General features: G+C 75.8%; 15 protein-coding genes. 8 read left to right on the top strand and 7 right to left on the bottom strand.

Annotated elements, in window-relative coordinates:
• Window positions 1–203: 203 nt before the first annotated feature.
• Window positions 204–2,942, top strand: coding sequence for a DNRLRE domain-containing protein (locus OHA81_RS04370; protein WP_329192934.1), 2,739 nt, complete (start codon window positions 204–206; stop codon window positions 2,940–2,942).
• Between the two features lie 57 nt (window positions 2,943–2,999).
• Here the strand turns inward: OHA81_RS04370 and OHA81_RS04365 are convergent, their stop codons facing one another.
• Window positions 3,000–3,488, bottom strand: coding sequence for a hypothetical protein (locus OHA81_RS04365; protein ID WP_329192932.1), 489 nt, complete (start codon window positions 3,486–3,488; stop codon window positions 3,000–3,002).
• A 61-nt stretch (window positions 3,489–3,549) separates the two neighbouring features.
• Here OHA81_RS04365 and OHA81_RS04360 point away from each other — a divergent pair, with 61 nt between their 5' ends.
• Window positions 3,550–3,894 carry a hypothetical protein gene (locus OHA81_RS04360; protein WP_329192930.1) on the top strand — a complete coding sequence of 115 codons (345 nt, stop codon included), beginning with the start codon at window positions 3,550–3,552 and terminating at the stop codon, window positions 3,892–3,894.
• Here the strand turns inward: OHA81_RS04360 and OHA81_RS04355 are convergent.
• Both OHA81_RS04355 and OHA81_RS04350 read right to left on the bottom strand, forming a co-directional pair.
• Complete coding sequence (locus OHA81_RS04355; protein ID WP_329192928.1) at window positions 3,863–4,696, bottom strand: MerR family transcriptional regulator; 834 nt, start codon at window positions 4,694–4,696, stop codon at window positions 3,863–3,865. The genes OHA81_RS04360 and OHA81_RS04355 overlap by 32 nt on opposite strands.
• Window positions 4,697–4,768: 72 nt before the next feature.
• A complete protein-coding gene (locus OHA81_RS04350) occupies window positions 4,769–5,215 on the bottom strand; it encodes a hypothetical protein (RefSeq protein ID WP_329192926.1) in 447 nt (148 codons plus the stop codon).
• A gap of 260 nt (window positions 5,216–5,475) precedes the next feature.
• Here OHA81_RS04350 and OHA81_RS04345 point away from each other — a divergent pair, with 260 nt between their 5' ends.
• Both OHA81_RS04345 and OHA81_RS04340 read left to right on the top strand, forming a co-directional pair.
• Window positions 5,476–6,153, top strand: a complete 678-nt coding sequence (locus OHA81_RS04345; protein ID WP_329192925.1) for a peptidoglycan-binding protein — start codon at window positions 5,476–5,478, stop codon at window positions 6,151–6,153.
• A 199-nt stretch (window positions 6,154–6,352) separates the two neighbouring features.
• Entirely contained in the window at window positions 6,353–7,270 is a 918-nt protein-coding gene (locus tag OHA81_RS04340; RefSeq protein ID WP_329201981.1) for an NADP-dependent oxidoreductase, read from the top strand.
• Between the two features lie 18 nt (window positions 7,271–7,288).
• On the opposite strand, the gene OHA81_RS04335 is transcribed toward OHA81_RS04340, so the two are convergent.
• From OHA81_RS04335 to OHA81_RS04325, 3 genes are all read right to left on the bottom strand, one after another.
• Window positions 7,289–10,249 (bottom strand): poly(A) polymerase, encoded by a 2,961-nt coding sequence (locus OHA81_RS04335; protein WP_329192923.1) that lies wholly within the window; start codon window positions 10,247–10,249, stop codon window positions 7,289–7,291.
• The gene (locus OHA81_RS04330; RefSeq protein ID WP_329192921.1) at window positions 10,249–12,036 is read right to left on the bottom strand and encodes an RNA ligase family protein; all 1,788 of its coding nucleotides are present in this window, start codon (window positions 12,034–12,036) and stop codon (window positions 10,249–10,251) included. The genes OHA81_RS04335 and OHA81_RS04330 overlap by 1 nt, the downstream gene beginning before the upstream one ends.
• 188 nt (window positions 12,037–12,224) lie before the next feature.
• Complete coding sequence (locus tag OHA81_RS04325; protein ID WP_329192919.1) at window positions 12,225–12,845, bottom strand: TIGR03086 family metal-binding protein; 621 nt, start codon at window positions 12,843–12,845, stop codon at window positions 12,225–12,227.
• Window positions 12,846–12,924: 79 nt separating this feature from the next.
• Here OHA81_RS04325 and OHA81_RS04320 point away from each other — a divergent pair, with 79 nt between their 5' ends.
• Window positions 12,925–13,875 (top strand): helix-turn-helix transcriptional regulator, encoded by a 951-nt coding sequence (locus OHA81_RS04320; protein ID WP_329192917.1) that lies wholly within the window; start codon window positions 12,925–12,927, stop codon window positions 13,873–13,875.
• Here the strand turns inward: OHA81_RS04320 and OHA81_RS04315 are convergent.
• Window positions 13,857–14,516 carry a hypothetical protein gene (locus OHA81_RS04315; protein ID WP_329192915.1) on the bottom strand — a complete coding sequence of 220 codons (660 nt, stop codon included), beginning with the start codon at window positions 14,514–14,516 and terminating at the stop codon, window positions 13,857–13,859. The two genes, OHA81_RS04320 and OHA81_RS04315, sit on opposite strands and share 19 nt — an antisense overlap.
• 866 nt (window positions 14,517–15,382) lie before the next feature.
• Between OHA81_RS04315 and OHA81_RS04310 the strand changes: the two genes are divergently transcribed.
• From OHA81_RS04310 to OHA81_RS04300, 3 genes are all read left to right on the top strand, one after another.
• Entirely contained in the window at window positions 15,383–16,438 is a 1,056-nt protein-coding gene (locus tag OHA81_RS04310) for an NUDIX domain-containing protein (RefSeq protein ID WP_329192914.1), read from the top strand.
• Between the two features lie 65 nt (window positions 16,439–16,503).
• Window positions 16,504–17,034, top strand: a complete 531-nt coding sequence (locus tag OHA81_RS04305; RefSeq protein ID WP_329192913.1) for an SRPBCC family protein — start codon at window positions 16,504–16,506, stop codon at window positions 17,032–17,034.
• Between the two features lie 115 nt (window positions 17,035–17,149).
• On the top strand, window positions 17,150–17,671 hold the full coding sequence (locus OHA81_RS04300; RefSeq protein ID WP_329192911.1) for a hypothetical protein: 522 nt from the start codon (window positions 17,150–17,152) through the stop codon (window positions 17,669–17,671).
• Window positions 17,672–17,748 lie beyond the last annotated feature (77 nt).

The raw sequence follows: 17,748 nt of genomic DNA, 5'->3' as shown, positions 1-17,748 counted from the left end.
CGCAGGGGCCGGGCGACGGCGAACCGCCGCCCCCGGGGTCCGGTTCGGCATCCGATGGGTCAAGTGCCGTGCCCGGCGGACCGATTCGCCCTAGGGTGTGCGCCCGTACGTACGACCATCGGACCGCTTCCCGGGCCGCCGGCCGTACGGCCGTGTCCCGCGCGGCGCCCGTGCGGGGCAACGCACACCGAACTGGGGGGTTCATGCGTAGATCCAGAGGGACGGCCACCGCTCTCGCCCTGTCCCTGGCGGGCACCGCCACCGCCATCGGCCTCGGCCTCGCCCCGCAGGCGGCGGCCATCACCCCGCCCGTCGCCTTCACTGCCGACGCGCTGCCCACCTGGCAGCCCAACGGCGTCGTGTGGGCCCTCGCCGAGGCCGGGGTCACGGTCTTCGTCGGCGGCACCTTCTCGGCCGTACGCCCTCCGGCGGACGGCGGCGGCAGCGAGCGGCCCGCCGTGAACTTCGCGGCGCTCGACGCCGCGACCGGCGCCCCCACCTCCTGCTCCCTGGACTTCACCGTCGGCGGGGGCACCGCCACCGTACGCGCGCTCACGCTCTCACCCGACAAGAAGACCCTCTACGCGGGGGGCTACTTCGGAGCCGTCAACGGCACGCCCGTCTCCAGCATCGCCGCCATCGACGTGGCCAGCTGCACGGTGAAGACCTCCTTCCGGCCGGCCTTCGCGGCGACCGTCCGGGCCCTCGCCGCCACGGGCGACACCGTCTACGCCGGCGGCGACTTCCTGACCGTCTCCGGCCAGCCCCGCAGGCGCTTCGCCGCGGTCGGCGCGAGCGACGGCGCACTCAAGCCCTTCACCGCCGACGCCGACGAGCCGGGCCGTGCCCTCGAAGTCACACCGGACGGGAACAACGTCGTACTCGGCGGTGACTTCTTCACCGTCAACGGCACGAACACCCATGCCCTGGCCGTCGTCAACGCGACGAGCGGCGCCCTCACCAAGGCCTACCCGGGCTTCATCGAGACCAACTCGGTGGTCAAGGACATCGCCACCGACGCGACCGGCTTCTACACGGGCAACGAGGGCACGGGCGGCGGCGTCTTCGACGGCCGCATCGCGCTCGACCTCGGCGACTTCAACCAGCGCTGGCGCGACACCTGCCTCGGCGCCACCCAGGCCGTGCTGCCCTACCAGAACGTGCTCTACAGCGCCTCGCACGCGCACGACTGCTCCAGTGTCGGCGAGTACCCCGACGGCCGGCGCCACCACCTCCTGGCCCAGCCGACCACCAGCGTCGGCAAGCTGGGCTGGGCACCCGACACCAACGACGGCATCGGCGAGGGCATCGGCCCGCGCGTGATGACGGTGGGCTCCAAGGCCGGGGTCCCCTACCTGTGGGTCGGCGGCGAATTCACCACCGTCAACGGGGCGGCCCAGCAGAGCCTGACCCGCTTCGCCTCGACCGGCGACACCGGGGCGCCGACCGTGCCCGTCGCGAGCGCCGTCAGCTTCAAGCCGGTCGAGGTGCAGGTGCGCTGGCGCACCAGCCTCGACCTGGACGACAGCGCGCTCACCTACCGGATCTACCGCAACGGCTCCGCGACCGCGATCGGCACGGTCACCGCGGACTCGCTGTTCTTCAAGCGACCGCAGGCCTCCTGGACGGACACCACCGTCCTCGCCGGACAGTCCTACACGTACCGGGTGACGGCCACCGACGCGGCCGGCAACACCAGCGCCCTGTCCGGGACCGCGTCCGTCACCGTGCCCACCTCGGTCGACGCGTACCCGAACGCCGTCCGTACCGACGGCGCCCAGCAATTCTGGCGCTACGACGAGTCGGCCCTGCCGTTCGTCGCCGACTCCTCGGTGGCGGGCAACGAGAGCGGCGTCCACCTGAACGGACCGGCACTGCGCCAGTCGCCCGGTGCGGTCAACGGCGCGAGCACCGCGATCGGCTTCAACGGCACCAACACCCAGGTGTACGGCGACAAGCGGCAGACCGTGGGCAGCAGCTACTCCATCGAGACCTGGTTCAAGACGAACACCACCCGGGGCGGCAAGCTCGTCGGTTTCGGCAACAACCAGGACCGCGGCAGCAGTCGGTACGACAAGCACATCTACATGACCAATGACGGCCGGCTGGTCTACGGCGTCTACACAGGAGCGACCCGCACCCTCACCACCGGCAACGCCGAGCGGTACAACGACGACAAGTGGCACCACGTCGTCGCCACCCAGGGCCCCGGCGGCATGACCCTGTACGTGGACGGCGCCCAGAAGGGCACCCTCAACGTCACCACGCACGAGGACTTCACCGGCTACTGGCACGCGGGCGGCGACAACCTCAACGCCTGGCCCGACCGCCCGACCAGCGACTACTGGGCGGGACTGCTCGACGAGACGGCCGTCTACCCGAGCGTGCTGAGCGCGGCGCAGGTCCAGCACCACTACGCCCTCGCCACCGCACCCGCCGACTCGGTCGTCCAGCTCACGGCGGCCGAGGACACCTACGCCAACGCCGGCGCCCCCGGCACCAACTACGGGGCCTCGGGCTCCCTCGCCGTCCGCGGGACCCCGCTCTACGCGAGCTACCTGCGCTTCAACCTGCCCGCCGCGCCGGCCGGGACGGTGCTCAAGTCGGCGACGCTCAGCGTGAAGACCAGCACCATGAGCGGCGCGGGCACCACGGACACCGTCTCGGTGGTCCCGGTCACCGGGGCGTGGACCGAGGGCGCAACGACGTACGACAACCGCCCGGGCCTGGGAGCCCCGGCGCTCGGCGGCTTCCCGGGCGTCCCGGACGGCTCGGCCGTCCACACTGCCGGGCTGGACACGGCCACGGTGGCGTCCGCCCTGGGCACCGCCTATGGCCTGGCACTGACCAGCACCGGAACCGACGCCCTGTGGCTCTGGTCCTCCGAAGCCGCGGCCGACGAAGGCACGCCCCGGCTGACGCTGACCTTCGGCGCGCCGTGACCCGCCGCTGAGCGGGGGGCGGTACCGCCCCGGACGGTACCGCCCCGGGGGCGGCCCTCAGCGGGGCGGTTCGACCTCCAGGAAACGGCGGCGGCGGGGGCCGCGGTACAGCAGGCATTCCCACCCGTGCCGCTCCAGCACCCGCCCGCACTCCGACAGCCGCTCCTGCTCCTCGTCCGCCGCGCCACCGCCCGGCGGGCCGAGCCAGGACACGTGCACCCGCCCGGGTTCCGGCGCGGGCGCCACCCGGTAACCGCTCCGCGTGCGCCGCCCGTCCGGGGCCACCGCCGACGGCGCGACGCCCGAGGCCTCCAGTACGAGGGCCACTGCGCGCGGCATCCGGCGCAGCTCCCACGGGGCGGGAACCCCGGCACCCCGCGGGCCGTTCACCAGACGCCGGATCTGCATCAGCCCCTCGTACGCCGTCCGGACCTCGGCCGCCCGCCCGGGGCCCGCCGGCGGGGCCGGGCCGTCCCCGGTCGCCGCCTCGAAGCCCTGCCCGCCCGGTTCCTCCGCCACGCACACCACCCCGTCTGAGTACGCCACGTCCAACGGCATGAGTATCCGCACCGATTCCCCGCCGGGCCCCCGCTGGTCGAATGGCGGCATGAAGAACGAAGCCGCGCGCGGCCCGCACCACCCGCGCATGCAGCAGGTCGCCACCGCCGGTTCGGCGCTGGCCGTGGCACTGGTCCCGCTGGTGGTCGGGGTCCTGGTCGCCAAGGGGATGTCCGCCGACCCGCACGCCCCCGTCAACGCCCTGATCGCCGGGGGCGGCCGGCGCGCCGGGCTGCCCGGCGCCGAGTGGCGGCGACGCGGGCACACCGCCATGCGCCGGCTGCGGACCGCCCGCGAGGGCACTGCCCGGCGCTGCGCCGCCGCCCGCGGACGGCGCACGCGGCGTGCACCGGCCACGGCCGTCAGGGGGTCAGGGGCTCCTGGAGTTCGGTGACCCACTGCTCACGGTCCTCGGGGCAGGCAAGGCCCAGCTCGCGCGCGAACCCGGCCGAGCGGTGACCGTGGGCGTCGATCCACCGGGCCAGCGCCTGCACCGTGGGCAACACGTCGTCCATCGGCCCGCGGTGCACCACGGTCGCCGCCCGCTCGACCCCGGGCAGCTCGACGATCCTCACCGCACCCCCGAGGTCCCGGGCGTGGACGGCCGCTGCGACGGGGAGCCCGGCGTGCACCAGGACGGATCCGGGCGCGGCGTCCGGAGCGTCCTCGTAGTAGGCCAGACCCGGGCCCGTCGGAACCACCCCCGCAGCCTCGACGCGGCTGCACAGCTCCTCGTACAAAGGACCGATGACCGGCCCGATCTCCTGCGGGGCGTATCCGGCGGCGACGCCGGTCACCTCCGCCAGCCGGACGGGCGGCAGGCTCTTCACGACGATCTCGTCGGTGGGCATGGTCCCCTCGCTCTCGATGGTCCGGAGCCTCGTCTCGACCTCCGCCAGCCTCGCCGCTGCTGCGGCCAGGGCGCTCTCCAGTTCCGCCCGCCGCAACCGCAGCATCCCGCGCAGCTCCGCCACGCCCGGCCGCTCGTTGAGGATCGCCCCCACCTCTTCGAGGGTGAAGCCGAGCTCCTTGAGGGCGATGACGCGGTTGAGGCGGGTGAGCTGCTCGGCCTCGTAGAAGCGGTAGCCGCTGGCGGGGTCGACACGTGCCGGACGCAGCAGTCCGAGGGCGTCGTAATGACGCAGCATGCGGACCGACACCCGGCCGTACTTCGCGAAGTCTCCGATGGTGAACATGACGCCTCCATTGCAGGGCCTGACACGGTGTGAGGGTCAAGCCCCGAGCGCCCGGACCGGAATCCGGGCCGGTCAGCGGTCGTACTGGCGCACGCACAGGTCGACGACGGACGGCGGTACGACGCCCTCCGCGGCCGCGCACAGCTCCTCGCCGCCCCGGCCGCGCGGGACCGTCCTGCGCGGTGCGTCGGGCGGGCGGACCCGCCGGGGGGCGGCGGGCTTCGCGGCGTGCTCGCCGCCCCTGCGGGCGGGGTGCACGCGGGTCTTGCCCTTCGGCTGCCCCTCGGCCTCCGGCCCGGGGTCGGGGGCCGCATCCGGGGCCGGGCCGGGGTCGGGCAACGGGCTCAGCGGCAGCGGCTCGGACGGGGGAAGGACGGGAGGTGCGTCCGGGGCGTCGACGGGCGGCAGCGAACCCCGGGCGGGACCCGCGGCGGGCTCACCGGGCCCGACCGACACGCAGCCGGCGCTTGCCAGGAGCGCGAGGAGGGAAAGGGGCAGGGCGGCCCGGCGTAACTGCATTCCCCCACCATGCCGCACCCCGGACGGCCCAGACGCGCCGCTCACGCGTCCGGGTGACACGATGCGCGCCGGAGCTCGCAACCCGCCGGCCCGACCGGAGGGAACGGGCGGATCGGACACCGGGCTTGACCGGACCCGTCCCGGGCGGCAAGAGTGCGCCCCGATCAAGCACCACGGCGCGACCCGTACTTCGAAAGACGCACCCATGCCCCTGCCCGCCCGCACGGCGGTACCCCTTGCCACCAGCCGGAAGCGGGCCCATGCCTGACGACGGCCTGCTGGTACGCCCCTACGTCGCGGCCCCCGGCCCGCCGGCCTCCGCGGCCAACGGCCCGACCTGGCCCGAAGGCGCGGCGCCGCCGGTTCCCGCGCCCTCGACCGCCCCGGCGGTGTCCGTCGTGCCCGACCGGCGCGTGCGCGGCGGTCGGGCGCCCGCCCTCCTCGCCCTCCTCGCCCTGCTCGGGCTCTCGGTCGCCGGCGCCCTGGTGTTCCTGCCCGGCGGCCCCGACCCCGGACCCGGCCGAGCCTCGGCGCCGCCCGGCCTGAGCGTGCCGGTGCTCCCGGCACGCAGCCCCGACACCGACCCGGCACCCCCTTCCGCCACCCCGGACCGGCCGAAGGCCTCCACCCCGGCGCCGGTCAGGGCCACGCCGTCGGCTCCCGGCTCCCGGCCGGGGAGCACGCCCGGGGGCGGCCCGTCCGGCGTCGTCCCGCCGACCCCGGCCGAGGACTCCGCGACCCTGCGCCAGGGGGACAAGGGCCCCGAGGTGCGCGTCCTCCAGCAGCGGCTGTACGCGCAGGGGTTCACGTACGTCGCCGTCACCGGCGTCTACGACGGGCGCACCCGGCGCGGTGTCGCGCAGCTCCAGAGCGACCGCGACATCAAGGGCGACCCGCCCGGCGTCTACGGCCCGGCGACGCGGGCCGCCTTCGGCTGAGGCGCGGTGGTGCCGGTGCGCGTGCCGCCCGGGCGGGACCGTCCCGGGCGTCCCGGGCGGTCGGGGCGGCCTGGGCGGTCGGGGGCGGGCGGCGCGGCTTGCCGGGGCGGGCGCGGCCGTCCGTGATGGGATGGCGGCACGCAGGCGATCGCACCAGCCACCAGCTCACGGAGAGGCCGGGTACATGTCCGAGGAAACGATGCGGGCCATGGCATACGAGACGTACGGCGGTACGGAGGTGCTCGCCGAGACCAGGCTGCCGGTCCCCAAGGTCGCGCCCGGCGAGGTGCTCGTCCGCGTCAAGTACGCCTCGGTCAACCCGGTCGACTGGAAGATCATGGCGGGTGGGCTCGACGCGCTGATGGACGTCGTGTACCCGGTGGTCCCGGGCTGGGACGTCGCCGGGACCATCGAGCGCGTCGGCATCGACGTCCCCGAGTTCGCGGTCGGGGACGAGGTCATGGCGTACGCCCGCAAGGACTACGTGCACGGCGGCACCTTCGCCGAGTTCGTCAGCGTCCCCGTACGGGCACTGGCCGCGAAGCCCGCCTCGCTCGACTGGAAGCAGGCCGCCGGGCTTCCGCTGGCCGGCCTCACCGCGTACCAGCTCCTCACCCGCCTGGGCACGGGCAAGGAGGACACCGTCCTCGTGCACGGTGCGTCGGGCGGCGTCGGCTCCTTCGGCGTGCAGATCGCCCGCTCGCTCGGTGCCCGCGTCATCGGCACTGCCTCGCCGCGCAACCACGACCGGCTGCGCGAACTGGGATGCGAGCCCGTCGCGTACGGGGACGGCCTCGCCGACCGCGTCCGCGAGCTGGCCCCCGACGGGGTGAGCGTCGTCGCGGACTTCGTCGGCGGGGTACTGGACGTGACGCGGGCGGTCCTCGCGGACGGCGGGCGCCACGCGTCGATCGCCGACCACACGGTGCTCGGCGCGGGCGGCCAGTGGATGTGGGTCAGGCCGGTCGCCGACGACCTCACCGAACTGGGCCGGCTCGCGGACAGCGGGCTGCTGACGGTGCCGGTCGCCGAGACCTTCCCCCTGGCCGAGCTGGCGGCGGCCTTCGAGCTGAGCCAGGCCGGGCACACGGCCGGGAAGATCGTCATCGAGCTCTGAGCGTCCCCGTCCCGCGGGTCAGGCCAGCGAGGGGACCGCTCCGCACTCCGCCCAGGTGACCTCGACGCCCGGCAGACCCGAGGACCACGGGCCGGTGAGCGAGGCCAGCCGGGCCGCGTCCGGAGGGGCGGTCCCGAGGCCGATCGCGTACCGGGCCAGGGTGTCGCCGCGCTCGAACGGGCGGGGCCAGGCGTGGACGTCGGGCAGCCCGGCGTCCGCGAGGACGCCGAGCAGGGCCCGCAGACGGCCCCGCATCCGGCCCAGGTTCTCCTCGAGCTGACCGGGCCCCGCGCCGCGTACGGTGACCACCGCCCATGCCGCGTGCCGCCGGTGGGGCGGCGTGGGGGCGGCGGGGGAGCGGCGGCCCGGATCGGCGTCCAGCGACTCCCACGCCGCGTACAGCTCCCGCACCAGCAGGTCCCGGGTCCCGGGGCCCACTTGGGCCGTGCAACTGCGGACGGGGTGGGAGGGCGTGAGTACGGTGACGGCCGGGTCGGAGCCCTCGTCCGGGCCGGGGGCCGCGTCCCGGACGCCAGGCGCGTCCAGGGTGTTCGGCGTGTCCAGGGCGACCGGGACGCGCCAGTCCCAGGCGGCCCAGGTGGCGAAGAACTCCCTGAGCAGCGCCCCGGGGGCCAGGTCCTCGGCCTCCGCGACCGTGCGCGCCGCCAGTACCGCCCAGGCCAGCCCCGGCAGACCGCCGAACGGTGCGCTGTCCAGGCCACGGGACCGGGCCCAGGCCTTCACCTCGCGCGCCAGCCCCGCGAACGCCCCGGACGCCGCGCCCACGAAGCCCCGTACCGCGTCGGCGTCGCTGACCGCGCTCAGCGCCACCGCCGCCGCCCCGCCCAACGCGGCCCGCCGGGACACCGCCCGCGCCGGGGGCGTCGTCCCGGTGGCGACGGCCACCAGGTCCACGTCCAGCCCGTCCACCCGGAACCGCAGGCCCGGCACCCACGCCCCCGTGACCAGCCGGAGTCGCCGGGCATGCGGCAGCGCCGCCGCGATCCGCTCCCGCAGCCGCTCGGGGTCCACCTCGCCCGGCAGGGCCGCCACCAGGTCCAGGTCAGCCCCCGGCAGCGCGCAGCCCATGCGCCGGGACCCGGCCAGGTGCACCACCGCGCCGGGGAGCGCCGCCCCGACCCGGGCGGCGACGGATCCCGCGGTGTCCGGCTCAGGGGCGAGCGCCCCGGCTTCGAGTCCCTCGGCGAGCGCCACGGCTTCGGGCCCGGCGCTGTCCGCGTCCGTCGGCCCGTCACCGCCGGGTCGCGGCGAAAGCGTCCCCTCGGGGAGCAGGCGAACCGACCCCGTCCCGAGTTCCACGGTCGCCCTGACCCGCATCGGCTCGTCCCCGCGCCGGGACAGCACCGCGAGCGATCCGACCCGCGCCGCCGGGCCCCCGCCCCCGAGCCGGACCTCGAACTCGCGGACCGCCCGCTGCGGATCGCCGCTGCGCCCCAGCGTCAGGTGCGGGGTGAACCCCCGCGCGTCCGCACCCCGCCCGCGGCAACCGGGGAACCGCTCCGCCAGCGCCCGCCGCAGCTCCTGCCACGCCGCGTCACCGTCGGCCGCCGGGTCCAGCCACAGGGTGGCGTACTCGCGGTGCCCGAAGCTGTGCACCCCGGCCAGCCGGGTGGTGAACGGCGCGGTCTTGGCGGCGACTTCCGCCAGCAGCGGCAGCGCCTCCTCGAAAGAGGACTCCGGAACGAAGCCGAACAGCAGGTTCACGTGCGGCGGCCACCGGTCGGCCCCGGGGTCGTGCTCCCGCCGCAGGGCGTCCACCGCCGGGTCGGGCGGCGGCAGCCACGCCACCGCCGTACGCGCGGTCGCCGCTACGCCGAGGGTGCCGCCCCCGCCGTCGGCCCCGAATTCGACCGTGGCCCCCACCCCGTAGTGGTCGGAGACGAACAGTCCGTCGGTGGTGGGGGAATCGCCCCGCAGCGCGGCCTCCCGCACCCGCGCGTCCGCCGACCGCAGCAGGATCCGGTCCAGCCGCGCCGCCCGACCCGACAGCGAGCCGACCGCGGCCAGCGGGTTGGCCACCGGGTCGAAGGTCGGGGTGTCGTCCGCCGGCCCGTGTACCTCGCTCCACGCGTCCCGCAACCCCAGCGCGGCGGCCGGGCCCTCGGCCCCGGACCGCCCGTCTTTGAAGTCGCCGACCAGCGCCAGCTGGGCCTCGACGCCGCCCAGCCCCTCGGCCAGCCGCGCGAGTTCCCCCGCGCGCCGGTCCGCACCGCGCTCGGAGTGGTCGCTGCTCAGGTGCGTCGCGGCCACCACCAGCGGGCCGCCCGCCGTATCGACGGTGACGGCGGTGACCGCCTTGTGGCGGCCCAGCACGTTCATCCCGGCCTCGCGCACCGGCAGGCGGCTGAGCACCAGCAACCCGCTCTCCGCGACGTCGGGGCCGCCCGGGTCGGTGCCCAGGGCGTAGCCGGCCCGGACCCACGGCAGCGCCAGCAGCGGGACGAGCAGCGCGGGTTCGACTTCCTGGAGCGCGATCACGTCCGCGTCGGCGGCCTCCAGCTCGGCCAGCAGCAGCGGCCTGCGCCGGGCGGTCGAGATGTGCGGGGCGTCGTAGCGGTCCCACAGGGTGTTCCAGGTGAGCAGCCGCACCCGGGCCGGACCGGGCGCCGCCCCGGCGCCGGGCGCCTCCACCGGCCGCCAGCCCCCGCCGTCCGCCGGATCCCAGGCGTGCGGGGTACGGGCGGTGAAGAACGGTGCCCGCAGCAGCCGGGGGGCACGCACCCGCCCGGCCCGCGTCACGTCGATCCGGTCCACTCCGGTGGCCCGGTCCCACACCAGCTCTCCGTCCGCCTCCACGAACAGCACCCGGTGCCAGGGGATGTCTCCGCCCGGCACGAAGGACGGCAGCGGAACCCGCTTGGGCGCGGCCCCGCGCTGGAGCAGCCCGAGTGTGAACCGCGCCGGGTCGAAGCGGGGGTCCCAGCGGACCTGGTGGTAGAGCTCCTCGCTGGTACGCATCAGCAGTCCCCGCCCGGTGTCCCGACGACCGCCGGGGTCTCTTCCGCGTCCGCCTCGTCGATCGACCCGGCCGTGTCCGCGAGCGTGCCGTCGCCGCCGACGTACCACGTCAGGTGCGCCTCGCCCGGGTACGGCGGGCCGAACCGGCGCAGCTGCGAGTCCAGTACCGCATCCGGTACGGGGTGCGCCCGGGAGGCGTTGCGCCGCACCAGTTCGTCCTCCTCCACCCACAGAACGGCGTGCGTGACCAGCGCGTCGCGGCGGCGCGCGACCGCTCCGGCCAGCCCGCGCTGCTGTTTCGTCAGGGAGGTGGCGTCCCACACCACGGTCTGGCCGGTGCGCGCGGCCGCCGCCAGGGCGGTGTCCAGCCGGTCCAGGCCCTCGCGCAGCACGTCGGCGTTGGCCCGCTGGTCGGAGCGGGAACCCCGGGCGGTGCGCAGATCGTCCAGACTGATGTACGTCTCCACCCCGGCCAGCCGCCCGGCGTAGGTGCTCTTGCCGCTGCCCGACGGCCCGCACAACTGCACGAGGTGCGGGAACGCCCCGTCGCGCAGCCGCCAGGTCGCGGCGACCGCCTCCTCGGCGGTGTGGACCCTGGCCCGCCCGAAGGCCTCCCGTGCCTGCGCCCAGCACCGGTCGGCGGCGCGCTGCCCCAGCCCGGCGAGCGCCTCGCGCAGCCCGCTCCGCAACGGCCCCAGCGGGTCCGGTCCTAGCAGCCCTTCCTCCTGCGCGTACAGGGCGGACCACTCGACGCACTCGCGCCCCGCCCCGTCCCGGGGATCCCCGAGCGCCCCCGCCAGCGCGTGCAGTACGCCCAGGTCGGCGGCCGAGGCCAGCCGGACCAGCCCGGCCCGCCGCTCCGCGTCGGGGAACGGCCTGCGCAGGGCCGGGTACAGCCCGACCAGGTCCGCCACCCGCCGGGCGGACGGCATCCCGAGCGGCCCCGCCGCCAGCCGCGCACCCAGCCGGGCGCGCGGCACGCCGTGCAGTGCGGCGGCGAGCACCCCGGTCAGCCGGCTCTCCCCGGTCCGCCCCAGCCCGTCCAGCCGGGCGGCCACGTCGGCGACGGCCTCTGCGGCCCCGGGCGCGGGGCCGGGCTCCATGCCGAGCGCGCCGAGCAGGGCCGCCGGGTCCGGCTCGGAGCCCGACCGGACCGCCCACAGCGGGGCGGCGGGCCCCAGCCCGTTCGGTACCACCGGCGCGTACATCCAGTGCGTGTCGGTCCGGACGTGCCCTGCGCGCACCCACTTGGCCACGTACCGCCCGAAGTCGGTCCGCGGGAAACCGGCGACGGTCCGTACGACGTACCCCTCCTGACGCGCGGTGTCGATCCGCAGCTTGCGCAGCGCGCGCTCGTCGTAGACGCCCCGCCACAGCACGCGCGGGGTGGGGACGCCCAGGCGCCGCAGGAAGCGCACCGTCCGGTCCCAGTCCAGACAGTGGTCGCCGTCCCACACCGAGAACCCGTAGAACCAGCCGTCCAGGTCCTCGTACGGGAGGGAGTGCCGGGCGTAGAGGTTCTCGCCGCACACCCGCCGGCCCGCCGGTATCTGCGGACCGATGCGGCCCTGGAGGCCCTTCACCCAGGCCCGGGAGGGGTGGTGCCCGGAATCCGGGGAGCGTGCGTGCAGCCCGTCACGGTAGAGGGTGGTGTTCTCCCCGTCGAGCTTCTCCGTGACGACCACCTCCCGACCGGCCAGAGCGATGGGCCCGGACATGCGCACGTCGTCCGGGGTCGCCCCGGGGGACCAGGGCAGGTGCGCCGTACGGGGGTAGTGCGTGCGCATGATCCGCTCCTGCTCGGTTCCTGCCCGACGGGGCCTTCCACCGTCACTCTAGGTAGGCGGCGCGGGCGGATCCACCCGATATCCCGGCCGGCGGGCCGTCCGACGCCCGACCGCCCCGCATACGGGCCGTCGGACGCCCGCCGCCCCGCATACGGGCCGTCGGGCGTCCGACCGTCCTGCCGGCCGGCTCACGGCCGGCGGCCCGTCCACGCCACGAGCCGGTCGATGGCGGGAGCGTCGTCGTCCACCGCGACGACCTCCGCGTAGGGCACCGGGCCACCGCGCCGGCCGGCCGGCAGGGACCGGCGCAGGACCTCCAGCACCCGCTCCACCAGGGCCGGGTCCCACACGGGCTGCTGTCCGGTCGCCCGCGCCAGGTCCCAGGTGTGGACGGTGAGTTCGTTGGTGTAGATGACCGCGCCGACCGCTCCCGGCTTGGGGCCGATCGGCAGTCGCAGCTCCCGGGTGAGGATCGAGTCGTCCGCCCACACGGCCTCCGCCTCCACCGTGGCCGGCGCCCAGGCAGCGGCCCAGGCGCCGTCGGACAGTTCGTCGGCGAAGGACGGCACGCTGAACGGGTCCTCGCCCCGTCCGATCACCGCGATCCGGCGCAGGACGGCCACGAGGTGGCTCGACAGCCGCCGGACGTCGAACTCCGCGCACGGGGTGGGGAGGTCGTACTGGTCGGGGCGGACGGCGGCGAGGGTGCGGCCGGCGAGCGCGATGGCGGCCGAGAGGTCGGGGCGCGGGTCGAAGGCGTGGACGGGCAGGGGCTGCGGGGCCGCGAGCTGTGCGGTGTTCTCGTTCATGGGTTCATCGTTGCGGCTAAAGTGGCCACCTCATGGCCAGTTTTACCGGAGTTCCTCCGGAGGAAGTGGGTGGCTGCGCATGAGGGCTGACCGGCTGGTGGCGACCCTGTTGTTCCTCCAGGAGCGCGGCCGCGTCACCGTCTGCGAGGTCGCCGCCGAACTGGAGGTGTCCGAGCGCACCGCCCGCCGCGACCTGGAGGCGCTGGCCGCGTCCGGGATCCCCGTGTACTCCCAGCGCGGCCGGGGCGGCGGCTGGTCCCTGGTCGGCGGCGCGCGCACCAACCTCACCGGACTGACCGCCGCCGAGATCCGGGCGCTGTTCCTGCTCACCGGGCCGCTCGCCGCGACGCCCGAACTGCGCACCACCCTGCGCAAGTTGGTACGTGCGCTGCCGCCGGCGCTGCGCTCCGGAGCCGAGGCCGCCGCCCGCGCGGGAATCACCGATGCCACGGACTGGTCCCGCAACGCCGCCACGTCGCAGTCGGGCCACCGCTCGCTGCTCCAGAGCGCGGTGGTGGAGGGGGAGCGGGTCCTGCTGGGGTACGCGGGGGTCGGGAAGCCCCCGGGTGTGCGGGTGGTGGACCCCCTCGGGCTCGTCGCCAAGGCGGGGGCCGACTACCTCGTCGCCGGTACGGAGTCGGGCCTGCGGACGTTCCGGCTCAGCCGCGTCACCTCGGTGGAACCGACCGGCGAACCGGTGGTCCGGCCCCCGGACTTCGACCTCGCCTCGGTGTGGCGGGAGCGGGCCGAGGTGATCGAGGGCAGCATGTTCGCGGTCACGGCCCGGGCCCGCGTCGCCCCCGAGGCGCTGGCCCGCCTCCAACGGGTGCTCCGAGGCCGGGTCACTGTCGGCGAGCCGCTGGACGACGGCTGGACGGAGGTCCGCATCGACGGTCCGGCCCACCGCGCACTGGCCGCCCAGCTCGCGGGCTTCGGCGCCCTGGTCGAAGTCCTGGACCCCCCGGAGCTCCGCCGCACGCTGGCCCGCATCGGCGCCGAACTCACGGCGCTCTACGACCCCGACGCCTGACCGGCGGGTCCCTCGTCGCCGGGTGCCGCCTTCCTCGCCGCACTCGCCTTGAAGCACCAGACGGCGTGCTCGAGTCCGCCGGGGGCGTGCCCGAGAAGAGCGGCGGCCTCCTCGTACACGGCCTGGAGCTGCCGGTAACCGAGGTCGGGGACACCGGCGTCCGCGGCGAAGGCCCTCAGGTGCACGTCCACCACGACCTGGGACCGGCCGACGAGGTTGCCGATGTAGTCCACCGTCTTCGGCCCCACGCCCTTCACCGTGCGCAGGGCCGCACGGTTGGCCCGGTGGCCGAGCCAGGCGTGCAGATCGTCGCGGGTGTCGACTCCGGCGGCAGCCGGCAGAGCGGTGATGCCGTGGGCCGTGGCGACCCTGCCGGGGCTTCGGAAATCCATGGCGACCGCGAGGTCTTCGGTGGCGAGCCGTGCACGGAAGCCGCGGACCGTGGCGGCGTCGGGCCAGGCCGCCTCCAGCCGGCGAAGCCGCGGCAACAGGGTCGACCGGTACGGGCGGCGGGCGTGGAACCCGGCGTCGCAGATCACGGCGCCCATGTGGGTCCACCCGCGGGCCGGGCGGAACGGCCCGTCGCCGAGGGTGGTTCGTATGTGGAGGGCGAGCCGCTGGCCGGGGCCGGGTCTGGTCATCGCCCCATGATGGTGCTCCGGCCCCACGGCCGGGGTCCGTTTCGCCAGGGATCCGGGTGTCGTGTGCGGGGCCGTCCGGGGTGGCGCGGTGACCGCGCATCGCGGGTGGGCCGGCGGTGGTCGTCGTGTGACGCCGTGACGCGTGAACGACGTCAACGGGCAGGAGTGGCTGCGCAGTTGCAGCCGGGAGGGAACCCCGGTGGCCCGCTCGCGCGTCCGAGCGCCATGAAGCGACCCCTCTTGCCGACGGCCCTCCTCGTCTGCGGGCTCCCCCTGGCCGCCTGCGCGGCGGCGCCTCGGGCGCAGCCCCAGCCCCTCATCCGCGCCGTACGCCTCGGGCATGACGGACGGACCGTCACCACCGCCGTCGCGGTAGGCGGTTGTCAGACGGGTCGGCTCACAGGCAGCGAATCGGACACCACGATCACCCTGAGACTGTGGGTGCGCACACGGGAGAAGCCCGGTCAGGCCTGCAGGGCCGGCATCAGGCTGGAGCCGGTGAGCCTCGCGCTCCGCTCACCCTTGGGCAACGGGACGGTGGTCGACGCGGCAACGGGCCGGACGCTCGGGGTCGGGGCCTGAGCCGGATCGCCACTCGTCGGTTCTACCGCCGACGGCCGTCGCACCGTCGGCGCCCCTCACACCGGCTTCGCCCCCCACGGCCGGTCACGTGGTCGGACGGGCGGTTTTCAGGCCGCCTGTCCGCATCACGGAAGTTAGCAAGATCGACATAATCAGGCAATAAGGAGGTATCGGCGAAGCAAAAAGGCGGACCGGATTCCGCATCCGGGTGCGCGCCGTAACCGCCGAGCGGTCGCCGCTGTTGCACAGCCGGCGGGTCACCCCAACGGCGAAACGGAGTCCCCATGCCCCAGCTGACCGACGACGCCGGCCAGGCCACCGGGCAGGTCGCCGGCCAGGCCACCGGGCAGGCCGCCGCGCAGGCCGGCACCTGGATGACGCCCGCCGAGTACGGAGCCTCGCGCGCCGCGCTCTGGACCGGGGCGCTCGTCCTCGTCACGGACACCGACGGCCGGGTGCTCGTCCAGACGGTCGACTACCGGCCCGACCGGCTGCTGCCCGGCGGCGCCGTCGACGCGGGCGAGGCACCGGCCGCCGCGGCCGCCCGGGAGATGCGCGAAGAGCTCGGGATCGACGGCCACTACCCGCGCGGGCTCGCCGTCGACTGGATCCCCGCCGGCGCCCCCGGGTTCCCACCGGAGATGAGCTTCCCCGGGGAGATCCTCTACGTCTTCGACGGCGGCACCTGGACCCCCGACCGGATCGGGGCCGTCCGCCTCCCGGCCCAGGAGATCACCGGCATCGACTTCGTCGAGCCCGCCGACCTGGCGGCCCTGATGGACGCCGGCGACGCCCGCCGGGCCCTGTCCGCGCTGCGCGCCCGGATCGCCGGGGCCGGTCCGGCGCTGCTGGAGGACGGCCGGCCGGTCACCCCCACCGCCCTCGACCGGCTCGGCGTGCTGCGGACCCGCAGGACGCCCGGGCGCGGCTCCTGGCACCCCGGCCCGGTGCCGGCCGGGCTGCCCGTGCGGGACCGCTCCGGATGGCTGTTCGCCCCCGACGGCCGGGTCCTGCTGCTGATCGCCCGCGCCACGGGCGCCGCGCACCTGCCGCCCCCGAACACCGAACCCACCGCCGCGGCCGCCCCGCTCGGCTACCGGTACGCCGGCCAGGGCGCCCACGCCCGCACCGTGGCCCGCCTCACCTCGGTCTCCGCGCACCGCGACCCCGCGTACGCGAGGCTGCTGGCCACCCCGGAACAGGTGCGCGAGCTCAGCGACTGGGGTCCGGCCGGCCGTCAGGAGCTGGCGGCCGTCCACGCGGCCCGCCAGCAGCTCTCGCTCCCCGCGCCGCCCCGGATCCCGCCGACCGAACTGCCCCGCGAGGGCGCCCGCTGGTGACGGCCCCGGTGTCGTCCCCGCCGCAATCCCGGCCCCGCGGTCCGTGGTCCCGCAGCATGGAGGCCATGAGCGACAGCGCGATCACGTACACCCTCTACATCCAGGCCGACCCCGACCGCGTCTGGCAGGCGCTGACCGAGCCGGCCCTCACCCGCCGCTACTGGGGCCTGAGCTTCGAGACCGACTGGGCGGTGGGCTCGCGGATGGACTGGATCGAACGCGGCGCCCGCACCAGTGACCCCGCCCAGGTGGTGCTCGACTGCGTCCCGAACCGCAGGCTGTCCTACACCTGGCACACCTTCACGCCGCAATGGGCCGCATCCGTGGGCATCGGCGAGGAGCTGCGGGCCGAGCTGGCGCGCGAAAGGCGCACGAAGGTCACGTACGAGATCGAACCGGTCGGTGACACGCTCGCCCGACTGACCGTCATCCACGAGGGGTTCGAGCCCGGCGGCACCCTCATCGGCATGTGCGCGCGGACCTGGCCGTTCCTCGCCTCCAGTCTCAAGACGCTGCTGGAGACCGGGGCCCCGCTGCCCGGGCCCGGCCACGAGGACGAACAGGGCTACGGCGGCCACGAAGACTACGAACGCTGACCCGGGCGCGGCGCCCTGCCGGAACCCGCGCCGCCTCGCCCCCGGGACTCGCCGCGTCCCCCGCCCCCGCACCCCTGGGCGGCCGGCGGCCGGAGGGGTCGTGTGGAATGGGGGCATGGGGAGCAGTGAGCACGAGATACGGCGGACGCAGGGGAGCGGACCGGAGCAGCCGCCCGAGCGGTGGCGCTACGCCCGCCACCTCGCGGCGCTCGCGGCGGCCGCCGCCGGCGAAGCCGTCGCCCTCGCCGAGGCGGTCGAGGCCGAGGCGGTCGCCGTCGTCCTGCGCGACCCGGACCCGGTGATGGCCGAGAGTGCCGTCGTCACGCACCTGGACCGGCGCGCGGTCCGGCTGCCGGCCGACGGCCGTTTCCCCGGCTGGGCCCGGGCCATGGAGCCGGCGCTCCACGGGCGGCTCTTCCCTTCCCGGCGACTGCGCGAGTGGACCCTGCTGAAAGCCATCGCCGCGGGCGAGCCGTGGTCCGCGGCGGAGCTCACGGCCGCATCCGACTGGTGCCAGCGCACCGCCGCCCAGACGGTGAACTCGTACGAGGCGCTCGGCGTGCTCGCCTCGGCCGCCCGCACCCACCGGGTCCGCGACGCAGCCGCCCGGCGGCTGCGCAGACGTACCACTGCCTGAGCGGGGACCGTCCGGGCAGCGGTCGAGCGAACCGGTCATACCAGGACAAAAGGGACGGATGGGTGCGCCGGTGGCAC

Source organism: Streptomyces sp. NBC_00667 (assembly GCF_036226825.1).
Taxonomy (GTDB): domain Bacteria; phylum Actinomycetota; class Actinomycetes; order Streptomycetales; family Streptomycetaceae; genus Streptomyces.
Note: the sequence above shows the minus strand (reverse complement) of the source record. Positions and strands in the feature narration are given on the sequence as shown.